The organism is Halonotius terrestris (assembly GCF_006861665.1).
Lineage (GTDB): Archaea > Halobacteriota > Halobacteria > Halobacteriales > Haloferacaceae > Halonotius > Halonotius terrestris.
On sequence record NZ_RKLU01000002.1, the window covers coordinates 286,661 to 307,837 of the forward strand.

Sequence of the window (21,177 nt, forward strand, 5' to 3'; positions counted from 1 at the left end):
CCATGGCCGCCCAGCGTCGGATCGACCCCCTGATCCGGGGAATCTCTAAGTAGCTCCCCGTTCCAGAGGCGGGTATGAGTGATGCCGAGACACCGACCGTCGAGTACGAGACACGGATCGAAGACGGCGAGACGATTATCGACGTAACCGGAGAGGACCAAGTCGCCTTCGTCGTCCAATCGGCAAGCGGCGAGCGGATCTACTTCCCGCCGGAGGACATGGACGCGAAATCGAAAGCCGAGGAGGACAGCCCGTATCAGGGCAGCGACCCCTACGACAGCCCCTACGAGGCCGACAGCCCCTACCGCCCGGCGGAGGGCGACAGTCCCTACCAGCCAAACGAGGACGAGGAGACGAGTACCCGCGGCGTGACCGAGACTCGAACCGGCTTCAAAATCAACCATCCCGAGCCGGCTCACGAAATCTCTGTCTTCCGGAAAGCCGAAGCCTCCTGAGCTGGACATTTCTATCGCTTTTTTAGTTGTCGGCGAGCCACGCCTCGATCTCGTCGGCCAGCGCGCCGCGACGGTGGATCTCGCCTGTTTCGACGTTGACGACGGTGCTCTCCGTGCCGGCTGTTTCGCCCGTGTCGATCACGCTGCCGACCGCTTCGCGGACGCTTGCCGACAGCGACTGGACGCGGCGGACGCTCGGTGAGCCGCTTTCGTTCGCGCTGGTGGCGGTGATCGGGCCGGCCTGCCGAACCAACTCGCGGGCGACGGCGTTGTCAGCGATGCGAACGCCGACCGTTGGGCGACCGTCTGTGAGGACGGCCGGAAACTCGACGGCCTGCTCGACGAGGACCGTGACCGGCCCAGGTAGGAACGTCTCGATGAAATTCCGCTCTCGCTCGGTGGGTGCGACATACTCCTCGGCCATCTCGCGGTCGGCGAAGGCAACCGACAGCGGTTTCGACCGTGGCCGATCCTTGATTTCGAACACTCGCCTGACAGCGTCGGGATCGGTCGCGTCCGCACCCAGCCCGTAGACGGTTTCGGTAGGGTAGACGACGGCCTCTCCCTGCTGGATCGCCGCGGCGGCAGCGTCGATGGCGTCGGCGGCAGCGACGTTGTCGCTGGGACCGTCGTTGCCGACGGCACTGTCGTCGCCAGCGGTTGCCGGATCGTCGTCACCGACTGCATTCTCGTCGGCTGGAGGCATACACGGCTCTCGCCGACGGCCGCGAAAAAGCGTTACTGGTCGGTTCCGCTCGGCGGCTTCCAAACCGTTTATACTGGCTCCTCGAAAACGGGGGAGCATGCCACGAGAGCAGAAGCAGGTTCGTGACCTACAAGAGGGCAGCTACGTCATGATGGACGACGCCCCGTGTAAGATCAACCACTACAGCACGGCCAAGCCGGGCAAACACGGCAGTGCGAAGGCCCGCGTCGAGGGCAAGGGCGTCTTCGACGATAAAAAACGGAGCTTCAGCCAGCCCGTCGACGCCAAGGTCTGGGTGCCGATCATCGAGCGGAAACAGGGCCAAGTCGTCTCGGTGACCGGCGACGACGCCCAAGTGATGGACCTCGACACCTACGAGACGTTCACGATGCGGATTCCCGACGACGAATCCTTCGAGAGCGACCAAGACATCGAATACCTCGAATACGAGGGCCAGCGAAAGGTCGTGTGATGTTTCCGGGCGCGACCGCCGACCGCGAAGCTGCTTCCTACGTGGTCGTCGGCGCGCCGCTGGACGCCACGACCACGTTCCAACCGGGCACCCGTTTCGGGCCCGACGAAATCCGGCGATTCGCTCGTTCCTACGACGATTACGACCACCAGACAGCCCAGCACTTCACCGAGCTTGGCGTCCACGATGCGGGCGACGTACGCGCCTGGGAAGACGTCGAGGAGTACGCTGACTATCTTGGCGGCCAACTCCGCGATATCGTCTGGGACGACGCTGTCCCGATTGTCCTCGGGGGCGAACATACGGTGACTGCTCCGGCCGTCGAAGCCGTCGATCCCGACGTTTTCGTCTGTCTCGACGCCCATCTCGACCTCCGAACCGAGTACGACGGCAACGAGTGGAGCCATGCCTGCGTGACGAATCGCGCGCTGGACACTGTCGACGAGGCGATCATTCTCGGCGCGCGCACCGGCTCGGAAGCCGAGTGGGACCGCGCCAGCGAAGCCGACGTGACCGTCGTCGAACCTGACGCTGTCGACGACTGGCTGGCTGATCCGCCCGCATTCGGCGACGACTCGGTGTATCTGAGCGTCGATATCGACGCCGCTGATCCGGGATTCGCACCCGGAACGGGAACGATGGAGCCCGGCGGGCTGACGCCCCGGCAACTCCAGTCCGCGGTGCAGACGGTCGCGCCGGCCTGCGATGGCTTTGATATCGTTGAGGTCAACGACCGCGACGACGGGCAAGCCGCCGCACTGGCGGGCAAGCTTCTCCGACGGTTCGTTTTCGACCACGCGGCCGAGTCGTAATCGTCGCCCTGTCAGGCGTCGTCGCCAACGAACTCATCGAAGAGGTCGCTCACACGGCCTTCGATGTCGTCGCGGATCGCGCGGACTGCATCGAGGTCTTCGCCATCCGGATCATCGAGTGCCCAGTCGCGGACTTCGACACTGTCGGCATCAAGTTTGAGTGTTGAGCAGCCCATCGTTACGACGACATCGCAGTTTTCCAGCGTCTCGGTCGACACTGACTGCGGCGTTCGATCGGAGAGATCGATGTCGCGTTCGCGCATTACCGTCACGACTTCCTGGTGGACGTGGTCAGCGGGGTCGGTGCCGCCGGTGACGACGGCAACACGGTCTGTGAGGTCGCGTTGGTCGCGCTCGCGTTCGGCAAAGGCTGTCGACATCTGACTCCGGCCGGCGTTTTGCACACAGACAAATCCGAACAGCACTGGATCCTCGCTCATAGGCTATCGACGCTGCTGGGTGGTTTGAGCGTTGGTATGTGAGCTATATAGCGCGCAATAGCCGGCAGTCGCTGGCGACACCCAACTTACGGCGACGGTGCGGCCTTCTGGAGTGCCGTTTCGGCGATGTTGCCGCCGTAGTCGGCAGTTCGTGAGACGGAGTCGACGATGAGGCCGACCAGTTGGGCGTGGGCCGGATCGAGGTCCCGCAGCAGTTCGTCGATACCGCGGGCTTTCGAATCGATCTCCCGTACCTGCTCGCGGACGTCGTTGGCCAGCCGGGTCGCTTCCTCGTTGTCGTCAGTGAACAGCGCGTCCATTCCGCCGTCGATGACCGAGACAACTTCGTCGTGGAGTTCTTCGAGGGCGGTGAGGACTTCTTCGGGGACCTCCTGTTCGATCTCCAGCGTCAGGTGGGCGATCTTCGTCGCGTGGTCGCCGATGCGTTCGAGTTGGCGGGCACTCGAATGGTAGTCGAAACAGATCTCACGCGGGAGGCCGAGTTCTTCGCTGGCTTTCGGGGTGCGGAGCGTCGCCCGAAAGATACGGGAGACGACCATCCACAGCCGGTCGACGTCGTCGTCGCGTTGGATCACGTCGTGGGCGAGGTCGCGGTCGAGATCCCGGAGCGCGAGCAGAGCATCCTCCAGCATCGAGGCGGCGATCAGCCGCATCCGGGTGACGGCGTTGTGGATCGAGAGCTCCGAGGAGTCCAGCAGGTCGCGGATGACGATTTCGTCTTTCGTCTCCTCTAAGACTTCGAGGCCGACGAGGCTCTGGGTCGCTTCGCGGATCGTTCCTCGCTGGTCGTTGGTGATCCGGCCGCTTTCGAGAACGATCACGTCGAACCCGCTGACGTACATCGTCATCACGGCTCGCATCAACTGTGTCTCTTCGAGGTTGGTGATATCCAGCGTCCCCTCGGTCTGTTCGTCGCCGCCGGTCGGCGTCATGAACAGTGAGTCACCCTCGGGGTAGAATTCGACGGTGCTGCCCGCACTCACGTCGTTGTCGTTGGCCCACGATTTCGGGATCGAGACGGTGTACGTCGACCCACCGGTCACTTGGACTTTCCGCGTCTCCATACAGTCGGTTCGTTCGTGGCTATACATAAATCTACTCGTCTATTTAGTTCTTCAACAGGGTGTTCAAAACCCGAATATAGCTGTATAACGGCTTGAAAGCTCACTATAGAATATATTGCCACAACATACGACCCACGACAAACACACTCATATATAGAAAAGAGCTCCAACAGTAGTTCGGAAATTCGGTCTACTGAATAGCGAGCACCGATTCATCACTGATCGTAAATTCGAGCTGAGCGGTCTGATTCATCGGCAATTGCGTGCTATCGACGGGATGTCTGTCCATATTTTCCAGTTTCTCCACCGAGAGGCGACCGTAGATATATAGTCTATATTCTCTATATATCCCAATGTAGTATTGGGTAGTCCTATTAGCACCCTTTTTATTCATCGCTTGAGCATCAACAGGTGATGGAATCCGATCAGGCGGGAGATGGACGGGGTATCACACGACGAAGTGCGTTAGCGAGTGCTGCAGGGCTCGGCACCGTCGCCATCGCCGGCTGTACCCAAAGTGGCGGCAGCAACGACGAGGAAAAGTCGATCAACATCGCGGGCTCCAGCACGGTGTTCCCGCTGATGTCGGCGATCGCCGAGGACTACGAGTCGGAGAACCCGGAGGTAAACATCAGTATTAGTTCGACCGGCTCCGGCGGCGGCTTCTCGAATTTCTTCTGTGTCGGCGAAACCGACTTCAACAACGCGAGTCGGCCGATCCAGCCCGAAGAGGAGGAGCTCTGCGCCGAAAACGGCGTCGAGTACATCGAACTCATCGCGGCTACCGACGCGCTCACGGTCGTCATCAACAACGACAACGATTTCGCAACCGAAATGACGGTTGAGGAACTCGCGCAGGTATGGGAGTCCGACGCGGCCGAAACGTGGAGCGATGTCAACAGCGAGTGGCCCGACGAGGAGATCAACCGCTTCGGGGCCGCCGACACCTCCGGGACCTACGACTACTTCGTCGAGACGGTGCTCGGCGACCGCGGCCACACGGACGACTACTCCGCAACCGAACAGGACAACACCATCGCCTCCGGCGTCGAGGGCGACGAGTTCGCTATCGGCTACTTCGGCTTCGCCTACTGGTATCAGAACCAAGAGCAGGTCAGCCGTGTCGCCATCGACAACGGCGACGGCCCGGTCCTGCCGAGCCTCGACACCGCGGCATCCGGCGACTACCAGCCGCTGTCGCGGTCGCTGTACACCTACCCGGCGATGTCGTCGCTCGCCGAGGAGCACGTCGCGGACTTCGCTCGCTTCTTCGTCGATCAGACCGACAACGAACAGATCGTCGCCGAGGAAGTCGGCTACGTGCCGGCGACGCCCGATGTCAAACAAGCACAGACGGAGAAACTCGAAGCCGCCATCGAAGACGCCCAAGGCTGAGCCGGATGCACCGGCGTCACCACGCTCACCCGGCGGTTCCCACCGGTCTTCCAGCCACGGCTCCGTGTCGCTCGCCGACGCGCGGAGGTGACCGTCGATGAGCGATGCCGACGTGACAGCCGACCTCCAACGATCCAGCGGCCTCAGCCGGCTCAAGGAGTCCGGCTACGCCGGTGTCTTCCTGACCTGTGCGGCGATCACCCTGCTGACGACGGTTGCGATCATCGGGACGCTGCTGTCGGATGCCCTCTTCTTTTTCAGTGAAGTACCGATCACCGAGTTCCTGCTTGGAACGAACTGGAGCCCGAACCCACGCGGTGAGGGACTGTCCTTCGGGATCGTCCCACTCGTAATCGGAACGATCACCGTCACGATCACCGCAGCGTTCATCGCGCTGCCGGTCGGTACGCTCACCGCGATCTATCTGAGCGAGTACGCGACCAAACAGGTGCGAGCGATCCTCAAACCGCTGCTGGAGATTCTGGCCGGCATCCCGACCGTTGTCTATGGGTACTTCGCGCTCGTGTACGTCACGCCTGCGTTGCAGGCAACGCTGTTCCCTGATTTAGGAACGTTTAACGCCCTGTCGGCGTCGCTGATGATCGGCATTATGACGATTCCAATGGTCTCCTCGATCAGCGAGGACGCGATGAGTGCAGTGCCGGACTCGCTGCGGCAGGCTGGCTACGGGCTCGGCGCGACGAAATACGAGGTCTCGACGAGCGTCGTCGTCCCGGCATCCCTCTCTGGGATTGTCTCCTCCTACATTCTGGCGGTCTCTCGGGCGATCGGCGAGACGATGATCGTCGTCGTCGCCATGGGCTCGCAGGCGAACATGCCACAGATCCGCGAGACGATCCTCGGGATTCCCTACATCAACCCCGGCGACGTGCTCTTTGAGTCCGGCATGACGATCACCGTCTCGATGGTCCAGATCGCCGGCGGCGACCTCACCGGCGGCTCGCTGCCCTATGATTCGATGTTCGCACTGGGGCTCACGCTGTTTGTCATCACACTTATTATGAACGTGCTGAGTGATATTATCGCCCAACGGTACCGGGAGGAATACTGAATGGCCGTCGAAACCGACACCGAAACCGAGTTCGGCGAGGTCAGCCGGCTCCGGGGCGCCATCTTCGAGTACGTCTCCCTCGGAGCCTCGGTGGTCGGCCTCCTCGCGTTAGCCGCGCTGTTGATCTACGTGTTCGTCGACGCCTTCGGGCTGGCGACGGCGAGTCCCGCGTGGCTGCTCACCTACTTCCTGACGCTTGTCGTCCCCTACATCGGCTTCTGTCTCTACAGCGTCGGCGACCGTGCGTTCACTCGCAAAGTCGCCCTCGCGTTGGGTGGTGGGCTCGTGGTGACCGCGGTCGGCTTCACCGCCATTGAAACACTCGTCGGGACGATCCCCCGGCTGACGTGGCAACTCGCGTATCTGTTCCTCGTCGCCACGCCGACGGTCGCCTCGGTCACGTTCGTCGCCAGCCGGGAGCCAGTCGGGACGGTCGGCTTCGGTCTCATCGGGCGGCTCATCGGTGGGGCGGCACTCGGCTGTGCGGTCGCCGTCATGTTCATCGTCATCGACCGCCCGCTGTGGTTCCTCGTCTATACGCTCGGCGTGCTGCCCGCCGTCGGTGTCGCTGCCTACGGCCGCCGAACTGATTTCGAGTGGACGGCCGTCGCGGCCGGAGTCATCGGTCTCGTTGGTTTCGTTGTCGCCACCGTCCTGCGGCCGGTCGTCGGTATCTACCCCTCTGACGGCCTCATCTACCTCTGGACGCTCGGTATTCCACTGGCAGTCGGCGCGGCCGGCATCGTCTGGCTCCGCGAGGCGAGCCGGAAGCGCGTCGCCGCAGTCGGCGGCAGTACGCTGCTGGCTGCTGCCGCCGGCATCCTGCTCGGCTCCTCGGCGTTACCGAACGGATCGGGCGTCATCGTCACCGGGGCCACTGTCGCCGCGATCGGGGTCTATCTCACCGAAGCCGTCGATGCCGACGCGGGGCGACAGGGATTGCTGCTCCCGGTGTTGCTCGCCGTCGGCGCGCTCGCTGGCGCGGCCGTCGTCCAACTCGTCGGGATCACGACCCCTGAGATGTGGCTCACTCCCGAGTACGTTACTAGCGCGCCCTCGAATACCGCCGCGGAGGCCGGCCTCTATCCGGCCATCGTCGGCTCGATCATCATCATCGGTATCGTCGCGGTGTTGTCGTTCGTGTTGGGTGTCGGCGCGGCCGTCTTCCTTGAGGAGTACGCCGCCGGCACCGGTCTCGTCGGCCGGATCACCCGCCTGTTCCAGATCAACATCGCCAACCTCGCGGCGGTGCCGTCGGTCGTCTATGGCCTGCTCGGGCTGGGACTGTTTGCGAACCTACTGGGCTTCGGCTTCGGGACGGCGGTAACGATCGCGCTGACGTTGTCGCTGCTCATCCTCCCGATTACGGTGATCTCGGCGCAGGAGGCCCTTCGCTCGGTGCCCGACGAGCTCCGACAGGGATCGTACGCGATGGGCGCGACCCGCTGGCAGACGATCAAAAACGTCGTCCTGCCGGAGGCGATGCCGGGAATGCTGACCGGGACGATCCTCGCGTTAGGGCGGGCTATCGGCGAGACGGCCCCGCTTATCATGGTCGGGGCGGCGACGACCGTCTTCAGCGCGCCCAGCGGTATCTGGAGCCGGTTCAGCGCGATGCCGATGCAGATCTACGCGTGGGCGAACTTCCCCCAAGAAGAGTTCCGCTACGGCGTCGTCGCCGCCGGCGTCGTGACGCTACTGATCGTGCTGTTGGCGATGAACGGGACGGCGATCATCATCCGCAACCGAATGGAGCGTGAACACTAATGTCACAGAACGACCTCTCAGAGAGCGACTCCGAGTCGCTGATTTCAACCGACGTAGAGACCAACACGACGGCCGAAACGCCTGCAGCGGCGACGACGGTCGTCGAAACCAAGCACCTGAACGTCTTCTACGGCGACGATCAGGCACTCGACGACGTGTCGATGGCGATTCCAGAACACCAAGTGACGGCCCTCATCGGCCCATCGGGTTGTGGGAAATCGACGTTCCTCCGGTGTCTCAACCGGATGAACGACCTCATCGACATTGCCCGCGTCGAAGGCACCGTCACGCTTCGCGGGACCGACATCTACGATGACGCGGTCGATCCCGTCGCGCTCCGCCGGAAGATCGGGATGGTCTTCCAGAAACCCAACCCGTTCCCGAAAAGCATCTACGACAACGTTGCCTACGGGCTCAAGGTTCAGGACAAGAAAGTCACCGACGAGCGCATTGAGGAGGCCCTTCGGGGAGCGGCCCTCTGGGACGAAGTCAAGGACCAACTCGATCAGTCCGGCCTTGAACTCTCCGGNGGNCAACANCAGCGACTCTGTATNGCCCGNGCNATCGCNCCNGACCCCGAAGTNCTGCTGATGGACGAGCCGGCCNNCGCGCTCGANCCCGTCGCNNCCTCGAANATCGANGANCTNATCGACGANNTNGNNGAGGANTACACCGTCGTCATCGTCACCCACAACATGCAGCAGGCCGCCCGGATCTCCGATCAGACTGCCGTCTTCCTGACCGGCGGCGAACTCGTCGAGTACGACGACACCCAGACCATCTTCGAGAACCCCGAACACGAACGCGTTGAGGACTACATCACCGGCAAGTTCGGGTAGGCGATGGCTCGCCAGCAGTACGCGGATCGACTCTCCAGCCTCCGTACTGAGGTCGTTTTGTTGGCCGAATTAGTACTCGAACGCTATGAGGACGCTCTGCAAGCCGCCGCAGACGGCGATCTCCGTCGGGCCGACCAAATCGTTCGGCAGGACGACGAGATCAACGACTGGTATCTCGAACTCGAAGGCGAGTGTATCGACCTCATTGCCCGCCACCAACCCGTCGCGGGCGATCTCCGATTGATTACGGCCTCGTTCAAGATCATCACCGACCTCGAACGGATCGGCGATCTCGCTACCAACCTCGCCCGTCGCACCGAGTACGGCCGATCGGGCATTCATCCCGCGGTCGATCTCCACGCGCTCGGAGTAGCGGCCTCCGAGATGGTCGACGCGGCAGTCGCCGCCTACGAGGACGACGACGCGGCCGCCTGCCGAGCGGTCGCGGCCGACGACGACCGGCTCGATGCGGACTGTGCGGCGACGACCCAGCGGATCATCCGTGAGTTGATTACCGAACGCACGGCGACGGACCGCACTGACGACGAGTTGGCCCGGGCTGTCGAGCGAACGACCCACGCGTTGCTCACCGTGCGGGATATCGAGCGCGTCGGCGACCACGCGGTCAACATCGCCGCCCGAACGCTATATATGATCGACGGCGACGCCGACCTGCTGTACTGATCGTGGGAAACCCTTTTTAAGTCCGCTTACCGGATAGCCGATATGCCCAGAGACGAGTATCAGGCCGAACTCATCGACCTCCGTGAGGACGTCCTCGCAATGAGCGAGACGGTCGCCGAGCGGCTGGAGATGGGCCTGACCGCGCTGGAAACGAACGACGAAGAGCTTGCCCAAGAGGTAATCGACGGCGACGACGATATCAACCAACTGTATCTGGAACTCGAAGGCCAGTGTACCGACCTGATCGCCCTCCAGCAACCGGTCGCTGGCGACCTCCGGTTTATCGCGGCCTCCTTCAAGATCATCACCGACCTCGAACGCATCGCCGATCTCGCTACCAACCTCGGCGAGTACGCCATCGCCGCTGACAACGACGTGTTCCCCAGCGTTGACATCCAGCGACTCGGCGATATCACCCTCGACATGCTGGCCGATTCCATGGAAGCCTACGCTGAAGAGGACCGAGAGCTGTGTTATGCGGTCAACGAGCGCGACGACGATCTCGACGCTGAGTGTGAGATCGCCAGCGACACCGTCGTCCGCGAACTGATCGAAGGCGGCGAGATCGGCGACGACGAGATCGAGACGTTCATGGAGGACGTCTCGCGGTTCCTCCTGACGATCCGTGACCTCGAACGCGTCGGCGACCACACGGTCAACATCGCCGCTCGCGCGCTGTACATGATCGACAACAACGACGAACTGATCTACTGACTCCGAGACCGCCGGGATACGCTACTGTCTTGCGTATTAGCGTCGGAATTCGTGTTATCGCCCACATACTTTATACGATACCACTGCACAGCTTCCATGTTGGTGTGTCACAATGTCACGAGAACCCGCTGAACGAACCCTCCGCTCGGAGCTCCTCGGTCGTCCCGTTGCGTTCAACTATTCGGAGACGTGGCTCGGGTATTCGATGCTGGCTCTCCGCGTCGTCATGGCGTGGGTGTTCTTGCAGGCAGGATTAGCAAAGCTGTTTGAGGGTGGCCTCAGCGACCCGCTGGCGTGGTCGTCGGCCGGCTTCCTGAACAACGCCATCGCGGAGGCGAACCCGCTGTACGGCGTCTTTCAGTTTTTTGCCAACTACACCGCGATCATCGATCCGATGGTCGTTTTCGGACAGATCCTCATCGGGTTGGCACTGCTGTTCGGAATTTTCGTTCGCTTCGCCGCGCTGATGGGCGCGATCCAGATGACGTTCTTCTGGACGGCCGCGTGGCAGGGCGGCCTCATGGCCGGCTTCCCGGTTGCCCACGGCTATTTCGTCGATAGCTCGTTCGTGTACCTGCTGTTGCTGTTCGGCCTTGGTGCGTGGGGTGCCGGGCGGATCCTCGGCATCGACGCCGCCCTCGAAGAGACAGCGATCGTTCGCAACAACCCCTCGTTGCGCTACTTGCTCGGCTAATCGGTCATCTCTGGTGGCGTCGCCGTTGGCGACTCGTCAGTCGCGTCTGCAGCCGAGTCGTCATCGACGATCCGATCCGTCCACGTCCCACGCAGGAAATAGACGCCGACCGCAGCCGCCATCAACACGTTCGAGACTCCCTCGCCGTACCAGATTCCCGTCGCGCCCCAGCCCATCGGCACGGCTAACACGTAGGCCAGCAGCGACCGCAGGATGATGTAGCCGACGAAGGCAAACAGCAGTGCCAGCCGGGTGCGGCCGCTGCCGCGGAAGCCACCCTGAATCACGTAGAAGACGCCGAGGAAGACGTAGGTGACGCCGACGGTGCGGAGATACTCGGTGCCGACGGCGACGACTGCGGCCGAGCCGGTTCCGGTGACGAAGATATCAATTATTGGGCCGGCAAAGAAGTAGGCTACTACGCTGAAAACTGCGAAGGCGGCGACGACGATGCCGATGGCAGCGCGGACGCCGGCGACCGCGCGGTCGCGCTGACTCGCGCCGAGGTTTTGGCCGACGACGGTTTCGACGCCGCGAGCGAGGCCGAGGGCGGGGAGGACGACCATCGAGGTGACGCGCGTCCCGATCCCGTAGGCGGCGACGGCCTCGACGCTCGTGATCGCCACGAGCGCGGTGAGGATCGTTACGCTGAGGGCCTTCGTGCTGACTTCGAGGCTGGCGGGCGCGCCGATCCGGACGAGTTTTTTAATTGTTGCTCGCTCCGGCAGGAAATCGGCGCGGGCGAGTTCGATACCGACACGCCCCGACAGCAGTAGCCAGATCCCGATGACCGCGCCGATTCCGCGGGTCAGGATCGTCGCGATAGCCGCCCCCTGAACGCCGAACCCGGTGAAGCCGGTGAGCTCGAACAGCGCGGCCTCCAGCGGTTCGAGGCCGACCCACGCGAACATCACGTTGTCCTGAAAGCCGAGGATGAAAAACGGGTCGGCGATGACGTTGAGCCCGACGCCCAGCCCCATCAGGTACAGGGGTGTCCGGGTGTCACCCCAGCCCTGCAGCAACGATTGAAAGACGAAGAAACTGAAGACGAAGGGGATGCCGAGGAACATCGTCTGCGTGTAGTCTAGGGCCATCCCGTATTCGGTTGTTCCCGGCACCGCGCCGACTAACTGCAACAGCGTCGGTGCCAGGAGGTAGCCGAGCACGGAGAACAGGATCGAGACGGCGACAACGAGCGTGATCGTCTGGCCGGCGACGTGACTGACGCGAGCGGTGTTGCCCGCGCCCTTGTTCTGGGCGACGAGGACGGTGCCGGCGATCGAAAAGCCCAGCGAGAGGCTGATGATGAGGAAGACGATGGCCCACGAAAAGGAGAGGGCCGATACTGCAGGCTGGCCGAGGCGGCCGACCCAGAACGTATCCGCGAGGTTGTAGCCGACCTGCAGGAGGTTCGTGAGAACGATCGGCAGCGATAGCACGATGAGCGGTTTGAGGAGCGCGCCGTCGGTGACGTTGACCGAGCGGTCACGCGTCCCGCTCATTCCCGGCCCTCGCTGGCGGCGGCCTCACACGTCGTCATACCATCTGTTCGGCCGTCGGTCGGTTACGGGTTGCGCTCCGTGGGTGTGCCGGCGTCGCCGCTCACCAGTCTTTCGGCGACTGATCTCGCCAGAACTGCCCGCTCGGGGCATCGGGTTTGAAGCGTGCGAGCCAGATCGGCGTTTCAGCGCCCTTCTCCGGCGTTCGCGGCGCGCTCCCGCTGGTCATATCGGTCTGGACGTAGCCCGGACACACTGAGTTCGCAAGCAATCCCTGCGAGCCGTATTCGCCGTCGAGATACCGCGTGAGGCCGTTGAGCCCGGTCTTCGAGATACGATAAGCTGGCATCCCGCCGGATTGGGAGTTCGTGATCGCGCCCAGCCCGGAGGAGACGTTGACGACACGGGGGCCGGGCTGCGGCAACAACAGATCGAGGGCGTGTTTCGTGAGGTGGATCGGACCGTGGAGATTCGTCGCCAGCGTCGTCTCGATGGTCTCCTCGCTCATCTCGGCCAGCGACTCGCGGCTGTCCATCACGCCGGCGTTGTTGACGAGAATGTCCAGTTGGCTGGCCTCCTCGCTGATGCGGTCGATAGCGGCGACGCGCTGGGATTCGACTGTTACGTCGAGTTCGATGGCCGTGCGGTCATCGTCTGTGATATCGGCGGTGTCGCGCGCCCCGGCATAGACCGTCGCGCCGTGGTCGACGAGCCCGTCGGCGACGCGCTTGCCGATTCCGCGTGTCGCGCCGGTGACGAGCGCGACGTGGCCGTCCAAGTCGTCGTAGAGCGGTACGTCCATACGCCCGAAACGGGCAGCACGAACTAAAACACCGCGCCGAACCGCACTGCTGGCGAGTTAGACGCTTGCTTCGACGTACTCGACAGCCTCAGCCGGCGTCTTGACGTGTTCGATCCCGTCAACGCCGTCGATCCGGTGGGTGCTGAGGCCGGCGACCGGTTTGTCGAACGACAGCGCGTGGCCGAGTTCCGAGAGCGTCCCTGAGCCGCCGTCAACGGCGATGACAGCGTCGCCGTTCATCACGACCAGCGGGTTTCGGGCGTGGTTGATGTCAGTCGCAATCGCGGTGTCGACGTAGGCGTTGGCCGCGCCGGGGTCGCCGCCCGGGAGAATCCCGATGGTGTGGCCACATGCGTCGCTGGCTCCGCGGCAGACAGCTTCCATAACCCCCGTGCGGCCGCCGCAGACGACCTCATGGCCGCCATCGGCGAGCAGTTCGCCGAGCTGTTCGGCCGTAGAATAGGTTTCAGCATCGACGCTGTTGCCCCCGATGACACTGACGCGCATACTGGTCTCTCGGCGGCCCACGTGGTTGGTGTTTCGATACGTCTCTAACTCAGTTTTCAGGGCTTGACGAGCACTTTGATCGCCTCACGGTTGTCCATCGCCGCGTAGCCTTCGGGGACGCCGTCGAGATCGACGGTTTTCGTGAATATCGGCGAGGGATCGAGCGTCCCCTGCAACACGTCGGCCATCAGCTCCTCGGCGTAGGCGCGAACGGGGGCGACGCCGCCGTTCAGCGTGACGTTGGCACGGAAGAACGGCTCCAAGTCGAGGCCGTCGCCGAGTCCGTGTGGCACGCCGACGTAGCCGACGGTACCGCCGGGACGGGCGACGCCGATAGCGGTCTCCATCGAGGAGGTCGCGCCGACACACTCCATGACGTGGTTGACACCGCCGTTCGTGAGCTCTTGGACGCGCTCGATGGCGTCCTCGCCGCGTTCGCTAACGAGATCGGTCGCGCCGAACTCCTCGGCGATAGCAAGGCGGTCCTCGTGGTGGCCCATGGCGATGATCCGCTCCGCGCCGAGTCGTTTGGCCGCGAGCACACCACAGAGCCCGACCGCGCCGTCGCCGATGACAGCACACGTCGATCCGGCCTCGACGCCAGCACTGACGGCGGCGTGGTGGCCCGTGCCCATCACGTCGGTCAGGGGGAGCAGCGAGCGCAGGGTGTCTTCGTCGTCTGCGTGGCGGTCGGGGACGCGGACGAGCGTGCCGTCGGCCTCGGGACAGCGGACGTACTCGCCCTGTGCACCGCCGTTGTCGCCGCTCCAGCTGTCCTGATTTACACACGACGTGTAGAGACCCTTCCGGCAGAACTCACAGCGACCACAGCTGATGAAGAAGGGTGCGAAGACGCGGTCGCCTGGCTCGACAGAGACCACGTCGTCGCCGACCTCCTCAACGATCCCCATAGGTTCGTGGCCGACGCGGGAGGGTACGTCGCGGTCGGTCTCGCCCCGATAGAACCAGAGATCGGAGCCACAGACCGCAGTGTGGGTGACACGGATGATCGCGCCACGCGGGGATTGGAGTTCGGGTTCGGGAACGGATTCGACACGGATATGGCCGGGGCCGTGGTAGGTGGCTGCGCGCATACCGCAACACCGTGTTCAGGTATGAAAAACTCGTCCCTCCTCTGGGTCAAGTTTATGTTTCGACAGCATAATTTAGGCTTGTGGTTTCACCAACATTACTGCAAGTCCCAACCAGCATCGATGGTTTCCTCGCACAGTACGGGGGTATCGTCGTTGACTTCGCAATCACCGTCGTCACGTTCGTCGTGACGTTCCTGTTGCTGTATCGGATCGGGAAATCGGTCCTCGTCCGGGCAGTCAAACGCGGGCTTAACGCCCGCCAGTTCTCCTCGGCGGTCGTCAGCCTTGGCTCCAGTATCGCGGCTGTCATCGCCGTCCTCGGTGCGGTTGCTATCGCCGCGACCGTCTCGGGCTTCCCGGCGATCCTCTCGGCGTTTGCGACCATCGCCGGCGCGCTCGCCTTGGGTGTCGCCTTCGCCGCCGGCGACATCATCGAGAACTTCGTTGCGGGCATCTTCATTCTCAAGGACAAGCCGTTCACCGTCGGCGACTACATCGAGTGGGACGGCAACAACGGCATCGTTCGGGAGATCAACCTCCGCGTGTCCAAACTCGATACGTTCAACAACGAACAGATCACCGTTCCGAACGGCGATCTCGCCAGCGCGGTCGTGATGAACCCCGTCGCTAACGATACCCGACGACTCACCTTCGACTTCGGGATCGAGTACGACGCGAGCATGAAAGACGCCCGCGAGATCATCGTCGATGAAGCCACCAAGATCGAGGGCGTCCTTGAGGAGCCGACACCGTCGGCTCCGGTCACCGGCCTTGCGGATTCCGCGGTCGTGCTGAACGGCCGACTCTGGATCAATCCGGCCGAAACGGGTGCTGGTGGCGTCAAAAACCAGTGGATCGAGAACGTCAAACGCCGCTTCGACGCCGAAGGGATCGGCATGCCGTACCCCTACACGGAACTCACCGGCGAAATCGACGTCAACACCCGCGACGTCGACGCCGCACCCGCCGACGACTGATCGACCGTTCACCCGTTTTTCTTTCGGCCGTGTCGCTTCCGAAGTCGAGTCGCAACCGAGCGTTTCCGCTGCTTTGGTCGGTCTTGCGGTAGTTCTATTATGTTCCGTACACGACGCCCCGTAGAGACCTACTATGGAAATCTCAGATCAACTCCTCTGTCTGTTCAGTGCTGACGTGACCGAAGAAGACGACCGGTATACCGTCGAAATCCCGAAACGAGAGATCGAAACCGGCAGCATCGAGACCGACGAGACCTACCGTGTGGCCCTCATCTCGCGGTCCGGCTCCGGCTCGACGACGACGATCGAGGACTCGACGACGACGGCGAGTGACTCGGGTGAGCCACAGCCGCCNGTCGAACNCGGCGANNTCCGCTACGTCGAGATCGANGACATCGGCAAGCAGGGNGACGGNATCGCCCGNGTCGAGCGNGGCTACGTNATCATCGTNCCCGGCGCGGAGATCGGCGAGCGCGTCAAGATCGAAGTCTCGGAGGTCAAGTCGAACTTCGCGGTCGGCGAGATCATCGAAGAAGAGTTCTGATCGCTCACTCGTCGGCAGCCGTCGCGGCTGCGGTCAGTTGTCGCGGTCGGTCGCTGTCAGTCTCTGTTAGTCGTTGTCGCCGTCGGCAGCGGTCGTATTCCAGTATGACACCGACGCGACTGCGTCGCCGACATCCGTCTCGCCGAGCGCGCGGTCGAGTTTGCGGAACGGTTCGGCGACGTTTTTTGGGAGTTCTCGGTAGAACCCATACGGCAGGACGAAATCGTGCTGTTCGTCAACGAGTTCGAGCCCTGCATCCGCCAGTAGGCTTTCGACATCCCGGCGGGAGTAGAGCCGCGAGCCCATTGGCAACAGCCAGTTGTAGATCAGCCTCGTGCTTTCGAGATTGAACGTATCGAAGAAGACCTGCCCTTTCGAGACACGTTTGAGTTCCCGAAGGAAGGTGACCGGCCGATCGGCGAGGTGGAAAAACCGCATTGCGAAGACGGCGTCGAAGTGGTCGTCCGGGAACGGGAGTCGGGCAGCATCGCCGACCATGAACTCAAGGGTGTCAGCGACACCAGTCGCTTGCGCTTTCTCCCGGCCCTGTGACAACATCGCTTCGGAGATGTCGAGCCCGATGATGTCCGCACCCTCCTGGGCCAGCATAACCGAAAACCGCCCGGTGCCACAGGCGACTTCGAGGAGTCGCTTGTCCTCGACGGGGCCGAGGGCGTTGAGCACTGCCGTTTTCTCCCGTCGGTCGATGAACTGCCCCCCCTCGGAGAACCGCTTGTCGTCGTAGGCCTCGGCGATGTCGTCGGCCTGATACCACTCTGTGCCTTTCACGCTGGCACACTCTGCACACCGGAGAACTAAAACCGTACTGGATATGACCGCCCGTGCCTTCGTCCGTTTGGCAACATTAGTGTCAGTTGCGGCAGCGACGAGGGAGTCAACTGGGTGTCAATGCAGTGGTTGTCAGTTGTCGACGGAACCGCGGGGGTCGATTGTCATCTATTGTTAATACAACCTTATACAACACCCATCTGTTTGCTGAGTATGAAGCCAACCTTTACCAACTGGCTCAGTATGAGGAAGTGTATGAGCACTAGTCCGGTCGAGGCCAACAGTCCAGTGCGACTTTCCGAATCCGAGTTCCGCGAACGACTCCGGGAACTCCCGCCGAGCGCGAAACTCATTGCGAAAGTCCTTGAGACCGACGAACCGCTGTCGCAGGGGGAACTCGCCGAGGAATCGTTGCTGCCCGACCGGACGGTCCGGTACGCACTGAACAGACTGGAGGAGTCGGAGCTGATCGGCTCCCGCTACAGTTTCCAAGACGCTCGGAAACAGGTCTACTACCGGAACCAGTAATCGGTCACCAGCGACGTGTCGTCGGCGACCCGCTTTCCTCCCGGAAAATCCACTCTTTTATACGTCGCTGCACACAGTACCCGGTATGCAGCTTTCGGTCGTCGTCCCGACGCTGAACGGACGAGACCACCTCATCGCCTGTCTCGACACACTCCACGAGCGGGTTCCCGACGCCGAGGTCATCGTCGTCAACGGCCCCTCGACGGACGGCACGACAGGCATGATCGACGACCGCGACGATGTCGACGTGCTCGTCGAAGTCTCCTCGCGGACGCGCAACGTCGCCCGCAACGCCGGTATCGACGAGGCCAGCGGCGACGTGATCGCCCTGCTCGGCGACGACCTCCAGGTCGAAGGCGACTGGCTGGAGTCGATCGTCGATGGGCTCACCGAAGCCCCAGTTGTCACCGGCCCGACCCATCGCACGCTCCGGGGCGGTGTGACGACCGAGTCGGCCGAACGCGAGCGGATCGCCGGCCGCAGCGTCACCGCGATTTCCGGCAATAACGTCGCTTTTCGCCGCGAGGTCATCGAAGAATTGGACGGCTTCGACGAGTACCTCGAAACCGGCGGCGCGTGGGATCTGGCGCACAGACTCGCCGCCGCCGACCACCCGGTTGCGTGGCGATCCGGGATGAGCGTCCGGTGTGAGTACGAGGCCGACGGCGGACGCGCCGACCGCGATTGGGGCTGGAAGTACCGAGCCTTGGCCTACCGGCTCGTCAAGAACTACGGCCTCCGACCAACAGTCGCCCGCCGAACCCTCTCGCATGCAGTGAGCGATGCGATCTCGACGGCTGTCGACGTCGTCAAAGGTGAGGGGCAGCCGACCAACTGGATCGGCAACGGCCGGGCAGTCCTCTCGGGGATTTCGACTGGCGGCTCCGACGGACTGGTCGCTCGGGCCCGCGACCGCAGCGACGCCCGCAATCCTCACGGCCTCTCGAAACGCGGCGACAGAGCCGTCGTCAAATACGACTGGCGGGACGATGGCGAACCCATCGGCGATGTCGATACGTAATCGCTGTTTTTGCTGCTCAGAACCCTGATTCGGTCGACAGGCCCGGGATAATCCGCGTCGGATTCTTGTTGAACACGCGGCTCATCGCGTCCTCGGGGACATCCAGCGTTAGAATTTCCATGACGGCGACGTTGGGGTGGACGTCCGGCGTTCCGCTACCGAAGACGATCCGGTCGGGGTGCTCCAACAGGCCGCGTTCGAGGATTTCCCGGGAGCGGACGGTCCAGGTGTCCAGATAGAGGTGGTCGTAGCGGTCGAGCAACGTGAGGGCTGTTTCCATCCGGTCTTCATCCATCGGGTAGCCACCGAACCCGGCCATGATGACCGGGTAGCCGTCGTTCAGCAGCGTGTCGGCGACCGCGGCCGGCGGGTAGTCCGGGCGACAGTAGACAACGACCGGGAGGTCGACTGCGATGAGTTCATCGCGGACCTCGCGGTCGGGCAGCCCGTCGACGACGGGGTCGAGGACGAAGCCGTGAAACCGGTCGTCGTAGGCGTACTGTTCGACGTCCCCCGGACGGGTGTGATGGTTCTTGCGGGGCGCGTAGAGATTGCGAAGCTTCGAGATCGGGTTGTCGGCTGCGGCCAGCGCGCCGTTGAGCCGGGCGAAGGCGAGAAACGGGCGGTCGACGCTGAGGCGGGCGACGGCGTTGTTCGCGCGGAGGTAGCCGATATCGTCGGGTCGGCGGGTCGGCGAGACGGCGGTTTGGACGACACCGGCTTGGTGGCACTCGCGGGCGAGGCGATCGGGGCCCATGTCCCGGCCGCGAGTTGAGACAGACACCTCGTCGTGGTCGAGATGCCCGTGCATATCGACCACGCGGAACCGGTGTTCCAACTCCAGCATTGCTTGAGTCTTGCTGGGGAGGTACATAATTGTTGCAGCCCTCGCCGTGTGGTATGGTGACATTCGACGGCTATTCCGTGGTTGGTCTCACCGTCGACCGCGGCTCTGGCGGGCGATTCGTCGGCTACCGAGACAAAGATTTTATATAGAACTGCAAACCATCTCTGCATGAGGCGACTCTATCATGGCTCAACGACAGCAACCGATGGTTATTCTCTCCGAGGACAACGAACGGACACAGGGACAGGACGCACAGGACTCGAACATCCGGGCCGGGAAGGCCGTTGCCAACTCGGTACGGACGACGCTCGGCCCGAAAGGGATGGACAAGATGCTCGTCACCTCGTCGGGTGACGTGACGATCACGAACGACGGGGCGACGATTCTCAACACGATGGATATCGAGCATCCGGCCGCCCAGATGCTCGTCGAAGTCGCCGAAACCCAAGAAATAGAGGTCGGCGACGGGACGACGACCGCAGCCGTCCTTGCCGGCGAACTCCTCGCCGAAGCTGAGGAACTTCTCAGCCAGGACCTTCACCCGACCGTCATCACCGAGGGCTACCACGAGGCCGCCCGCCTCGCTCAGGAAGCCATCGACGAGCAGGTCCTCGACATCGATCTCGACGACGACATCCTCGAATCGGTTGCCGAATCGAGCATGACCGGCAAAGGCACCGGCGACGTGGCCGCCGCGGTGCTGGCCGAGCGCGTCGTCAACGCGGTCCGGCAGGTCGCCACCGACGACGGCGTCGACCGCGAGGACATCCATATCCACACCCAGACCGGCGCGGCCTCCAGCGCGACCGAACTCGTCGAGGGCGTCATCGTCGACGAGACGCCGATCACCGACGCCACGTCGAGCGAACTAACGGATGCGACGACGGCCATCCTCGATACGAGCCTCGAATTCGATACGGGCGATGCCGACGCCGAGTACAACATCACGGACGTCAACCAGCTCAACGAGGCCATCGAAGCTGAAGAGCAGGAACTCCGAGAGCACGCCGAAACCGTCGCCGACGCCGGCATCGAACTCCTGTTCGCTACCGGCGATATCGACGACCGCGTTGCGGGCTACCTCGCCGACGAGGGGATCGTCGCCTTCGAGAACATCAGCTCCTCGGACGCCGGCTCCATCTCGCAGGCGACTGGAGCTCGGCAGCTCGGCACGCTTGAGGACATCGAGGACAACGACCTCGGTACCACGGCTTCGCTGCGCGTCGAGACCTACGGCGACGACGAGCTCACGTTCGTCGAAGGGGCTGACAGCGCGCACGTCAGCCTCTTCGTTCGCGGCAGCACCGACCACGTCGNNGACGANCTCGAACGCGCNCTCAACGACGCNNTCGANGTCGTCATCGCNGCNCTCGACGAGGGCGGCGTCGTCCCCGGCGCNGGCGCGNCCGAGATCGCCATCGCCGACCACGTCCG

Annotated in this window: 24 protein-coding genes (1 of these 24 running past the window's edge); 15 read left to right on the plus strand and 9 right to left on the minus strand. The window is 63.0% G+C overall.

Going from position 1 to position 21,177, the window contains the following annotated elements; translation table 11 throughout:
• Window positions 1–74 precede the first annotated feature (74 nt).
• Complete coding sequence (locus tag EGH24_RS05055; RefSeq protein WP_142979075.1) at window positions 75–455, plus strand: DUF7510 family protein; 381 nt, start codon at window positions 75–77, stop codon at window positions 453–455.
• Window positions 456–477: 22 nt separating this feature from the next.
• On the opposite strand, the gene EGH24_RS05060 is transcribed toward EGH24_RS05055, so the two are convergent.
• Window positions 478–1,161 (minus strand): L-threonylcarbamoyladenylate synthase, encoded by a 684-nt coding sequence (locus EGH24_RS05060; protein ID WP_142979076.1) that lies wholly within the window; start codon window positions 1,159–1,161, stop codon window positions 478–480.
• A gap of 97 nt (window positions 1,162–1,258) precedes the next feature.
• Between EGH24_RS05060 and EGH24_RS05065 the strand changes: the two genes are divergently transcribed.
• The gene (locus EGH24_RS05065; RefSeq protein ID WP_142979077.1) at window positions 1,259–1,633 is read left to right on the plus strand and encodes a translation initiation factor IF-5A; all 375 of its coding nucleotides are present in this window, start codon (window positions 1,259–1,261) and stop codon (window positions 1,631–1,633) included.
• Window positions 1,633–2,445: an agmatinase gene (gene speB / locus EGH24_RS05070; protein ID WP_142979381.1), complete on the plus strand. Its 813-nt coding sequence runs from the start codon at window positions 1,633–1,635 to the stop codon at window positions 2,443–2,445. The genes EGH24_RS05065 and speB overlap by 1 nt, the downstream gene beginning before the upstream one ends.
• A gap of 11 nt (window positions 2,446–2,456) precedes the next feature.
• Here the strand turns inward: speB and EGH24_RS05075 are convergent, their stop codons facing one another.
• Both EGH24_RS05075 and EGH24_RS05080 read right to left on the minus strand, forming a co-directional pair.
• Window positions 2,457–2,885, minus strand: coding sequence for a low molecular weight phosphatase family protein (locus tag EGH24_RS05075; protein ID WP_142979078.1), 429 nt, complete (start codon window positions 2,883–2,885; stop codon window positions 2,457–2,459).
• An 86-nt stretch (window positions 2,886–2,971) separates the two neighbouring features.
• The gene (locus EGH24_RS05080; protein WP_142979079.1) at window positions 2,972–3,970 is read right to left on the minus strand and encodes a phosphate signaling complex PhoU family protein; all 999 of its coding nucleotides are present in this window, start codon (window positions 3,968–3,970) and stop codon (window positions 2,972–2,974) included.
• Between the two features lie 414 nt (window positions 3,971–4,384).
• Here EGH24_RS05080 and EGH24_RS05085 point away from each other — a divergent pair, with 414 nt between their 5' ends.
• The 7 genes from EGH24_RS05085 to EGH24_RS05115 all read left to right on the plus strand — a co-directional run bounded on the left by EGH24_RS05085 (window position 4,385) and on the right by EGH24_RS05115 (window position 11,135).
• Window positions 4,385–5,365 carry a PstS family phosphate ABC transporter substrate-binding protein gene (locus EGH24_RS05085; protein WP_142979080.1) on the plus strand — a complete coding sequence of 327 codons (981 nt, stop codon included), beginning with the start codon at window positions 4,385–4,387 and terminating at the stop codon, window positions 5,363–5,365.
• A 97-nt stretch (window positions 5,366–5,462) separates the two neighbouring features.
• Window positions 5,463–6,437, plus strand: a complete 975-nt coding sequence (gene pstC, locus EGH24_RS05090) for a phosphate ABC transporter permease subunit PstC (RefSeq protein WP_142979081.1) — start codon at window positions 5,463–5,465, stop codon at window positions 6,435–6,437.
• A complete protein-coding gene (gene pstA, locus EGH24_RS05095; RefSeq protein ID WP_142979082.1) occupies window positions 6,438–8,204 on the plus strand; it encodes a phosphate ABC transporter permease PstA in 1,767 nt (588 codons plus the stop codon). It begins immediately after the preceding gene.
• Window positions 8,204–9,043, plus strand: a complete 840-nt coding sequence (pstB, locus tag EGH24_RS05100; protein ID WP_142979083.1) for a phosphate ABC transporter ATP-binding protein PstB — start codon at window positions 8,204–8,206, stop codon at window positions 9,041–9,043. The genes pstA and pstB overlap by 1 nt, the downstream gene beginning before the upstream one ends.
• Before the next feature lie 3 nt (window positions 9,044–9,046).
• Entirely contained in the window at window positions 9,047–9,727 is a 681-nt protein-coding gene (gene phoU, locus EGH24_RS05105; protein WP_142979084.1) for a phosphate signaling complex protein PhoU, read from the plus strand.
• Between the two features lie 42 nt (window positions 9,728–9,769).
• Entirely contained in the window at window positions 9,770–10,441 is a 672-nt protein-coding gene (gene phoU, locus EGH24_RS05110; protein ID WP_142979085.1) for a phosphate signaling complex protein PhoU, read from the plus strand.
• 112 nt (window positions 10,442–10,553) lie between these two features.
• On the plus strand, window positions 10,554–11,135 hold the full coding sequence (locus tag EGH24_RS05115; RefSeq protein ID WP_142979086.1) for a DoxX family protein: 582 nt from the start codon (window positions 10,554–10,556) through the stop codon (window positions 11,133–11,135).
• On the opposite strand, the gene EGH24_RS05120 is transcribed toward EGH24_RS05115, so the two are convergent.
• From EGH24_RS05120 to EGH24_RS05135, 4 genes are all read right to left on the minus strand, one after another.
• On the minus strand, window positions 11,132–12,637 hold the full coding sequence (locus EGH24_RS05120) for an MATE family efflux transporter (protein WP_142979087.1): 1,506 nt from the start codon (window positions 12,635–12,637) through the stop codon (window positions 11,132–11,134). The two genes, EGH24_RS05115 and EGH24_RS05120, sit on opposite strands and share 4 nt — an antisense overlap.
• Window positions 12,638–12,737: 100 nt before the next feature.
• A complete protein-coding gene (locus EGH24_RS05125) occupies window positions 12,738–13,436 on the minus strand; it encodes an SDR family NAD(P)-dependent oxidoreductase (RefSeq protein ID WP_142979088.1) in 699 nt (232 codons plus the stop codon).
• A 57-nt stretch (window positions 13,437–13,493) separates the two neighbouring features.
• The gene (locus tag EGH24_RS05130) at window positions 13,494–13,943 is read right to left on the minus strand and encodes a TIGR00725 family protein (protein WP_142979089.1); all 450 of its coding nucleotides are present in this window, start codon (window positions 13,941–13,943) and stop codon (window positions 13,494–13,496) included.
• A 56-nt stretch (window positions 13,944–13,999) separates the two neighbouring features.
• A complete protein-coding gene (locus EGH24_RS05135; protein ID WP_142979090.1) occupies window positions 14,000–15,037 on the minus strand; it encodes a zinc-dependent alcohol dehydrogenase family protein in 1,038 nt (345 codons plus the stop codon).
• Between the two features lie 80 nt (window positions 15,038–15,117).
• Between EGH24_RS05135 and EGH24_RS05140 the strand changes: the two genes are divergently transcribed.
• Both EGH24_RS05140 and EGH24_RS05145 read left to right on the plus strand, forming a co-directional pair.
• On the plus strand, window positions 15,118–16,014 hold the full coding sequence (locus EGH24_RS05140; protein ID WP_185903238.1) for a mechanosensitive ion channel family protein: 897 nt from the start codon (window positions 15,118–15,120) through the stop codon (window positions 16,012–16,014).
• A gap of 133 nt (window positions 16,015–16,147) precedes the next feature.
• Complete coding sequence (locus EGH24_RS05145; protein ID WP_142979091.1) at window positions 16,148–16,558, plus strand: TRAM domain-containing protein; 411 nt, start codon at window positions 16,148–16,150, stop codon at window positions 16,556–16,558.
• Between the two features lie 66 nt (window positions 16,559–16,624).
• Here EGH24_RS05145 and EGH24_RS05150 read toward each other — a convergent pair whose 3' ends face one another.
• On the minus strand, window positions 16,625–17,347 hold the full coding sequence (locus EGH24_RS05150; protein WP_142979092.1) for a class I SAM-dependent methyltransferase: 723 nt from the start codon (window positions 17,345–17,347) through the stop codon (window positions 16,625–16,627).
• A gap of 255 nt (window positions 17,348–17,602) precedes the next feature.
• Between EGH24_RS05150 and EGH24_RS05155 the strand changes: the two genes are divergently transcribed.
• Together EGH24_RS05155 and EGH24_RS05160 are read left to right on the plus strand one after the other, a co-directional pair.
• Window positions 17,603–17,875, plus strand: a complete 273-nt coding sequence (locus EGH24_RS05155; RefSeq protein WP_142979093.1) for a MarR family transcriptional regulator — start codon at window positions 17,603–17,605, stop codon at window positions 17,873–17,875.
• An 85-nt stretch (window positions 17,876–17,960) separates the two neighbouring features.
• On the plus strand, window positions 17,961–18,896 hold the full coding sequence (locus EGH24_RS05160; protein ID WP_142979094.1) for a glycosyltransferase family 2 protein: 936 nt from the start codon (window positions 17,961–17,963) through the stop codon (window positions 18,894–18,896).
• A 16-nt stretch (window positions 18,897–18,912) separates the two neighbouring features.
• On the opposite strand, the gene EGH24_RS05165 is transcribed toward EGH24_RS05160, so the two are convergent.
• A complete protein-coding gene (locus EGH24_RS05165) occupies window positions 18,913–19,743 on the minus strand; it encodes an amidohydrolase (protein ID WP_142979095.1) in 831 nt (276 codons plus the stop codon).
• 184 nt (window positions 19,744–19,927) lie between these two features.
• Between EGH24_RS05165 and thsA the strand changes: the two genes are divergently transcribed.
• Window positions 19,928–21,177, plus strand: partial view of a thermosome subunit alpha gene (gene thsA, locus EGH24_RS05170; RefSeq protein WP_142979096.1) — the 5' portion only. The gene runs 313 nt beyond the window's last position; 1,250 of the gene's 1,563 nt are visible here — the first part of the coding sequence; its start codon is at window positions 19,928–19,930; its stop codon lies off the right edge, out of view.

What these genes read in the sequence shown, in the direction of transcription:
- speB (WP_142979381.1), top strand. Translation starts at nt 1,633, where the DNA reads ATGTTTCCGGGCGCGACCGCCGACCGCGAAGCTGCTTCCTACGTGGTC.
- EGH24_RS05055 (WP_142979075.1), top strand. Translation starts at nt 75, where the DNA reads ATGAGTGATGCCGAGACACCGACCGTCGAGTACGAGACACGGATCGAA.
- phoU (WP_142979085.1), top strand. Translation starts at nt 9,770, where the DNA reads ATGCCCAGAGACGAGTATCAGGCCGAACTCATCGACCTCCGTGAGGAC.
- EGH24_RS05115 (WP_142979086.1), top strand. Translation starts at nt 10,554, where the DNA reads ATGTCACGAGAACCCGCTGAACGAACCCTCCGCTCGGAGCTCCTCGGT.
- EGH24_RS05135 (WP_142979090.1), bottom strand. Translation starts at nt 15,037, where the DNA reads ATGCGCGCAGCCACCTACCACGGCCCCGGCCATATCCGTGTCGAATCC.
- EGH24_RS05155 (WP_142979093.1), top strand. Translation starts at nt 17,603, where the DNA reads ATGAGCACTAGTCCGGTCGAGGCCAACAGTCCAGTGCGACTTTCCGAA.
- EGH24_RS05125 (WP_142979088.1), bottom strand. Translation starts at nt 13,436, where the DNA reads ATGGACGTACCGCTCTACGACGACTTGGACGGCCACGTCGCGCTCGTC.
- EGH24_RS05130 (WP_142979089.1), bottom strand. Translation starts at nt 13,943, where the DNA reads ATGCGCGTCAGTGTCATCGGGGGCAACAGCGTCGATGCTGAAACCTAT.
- pstA (WP_142979082.1), top strand. Translation starts at nt 6,438, where the DNA reads ATGGCCGTCGAAACCGACACCGAAACCGAGTTCGGCGAGGTCAGCCGG.
- EGH24_RS05085 (WP_142979080.1), top strand. Translation starts at nt 4,385, where the DNA reads ATGGAATCCGATCAGGCGGGAGATGGACGGGGTATCACACGACGAAGT.
- EGH24_RS05165 (WP_142979095.1), bottom strand. Translation starts at nt 19,743, where the DNA reads ATGCTGGAGTTGGAACACCGGTTCCGCGTGGTCGATATGCACGGGCAT.
- EGH24_RS05075 (WP_142979078.1), bottom strand. Translation starts at nt 2,885, where the DNA reads ATGAGCGAGGATCCAGTGCTGTTCGGATTTGTCTGTGTGCAAAACGCC.
- phoU (WP_142979084.1), top strand. Translation starts at nt 9,047, where the DNA reads ATGGCTCGCCAGCAGTACGCGGATCGACTCTCCAGCCTCCGTACTGAG.
- EGH24_RS05120 (WP_142979087.1), bottom strand. Translation starts at nt 12,637, where the DNA reads ATGAGCGGGACGCGTGACCGCTCGGTCAACGTCACCGACGGCGCGCTC.
- pstC (WP_142979081.1), top strand. Translation starts at nt 5,463, where the DNA reads ATGAGCGATGCCGACGTGACAGCCGACCTCCAACGATCCAGCGGCCTC.
- EGH24_RS05160 (WP_142979094.1), top strand. Translation starts at nt 17,961, where the DNA reads ATGCAGCTTTCGGTCGTCGTCCCGACGCTGAACGGACGAGACCACCTC.
- EGH24_RS05080 (WP_142979079.1), bottom strand. Translation starts at nt 3,970, where the DNA reads ATGGAGACGCGGAAAGTCCAAGTGACCGGTGGGTCGACGTACACCGTC.
- EGH24_RS05065 (WP_142979077.1), top strand. Translation starts at nt 1,259, where the DNA reads ATGCCACGAGAGCAGAAGCAGGTTCGTGACCTACAAGAGGGCAGCTAC.
- EGH24_RS05060 (WP_142979076.1), bottom strand. Translation starts at nt 1,161, where the DNA reads ATGCCTCCAGCCGACGAGAATGCAGTCGGTGACGACGATCCGGCAACC.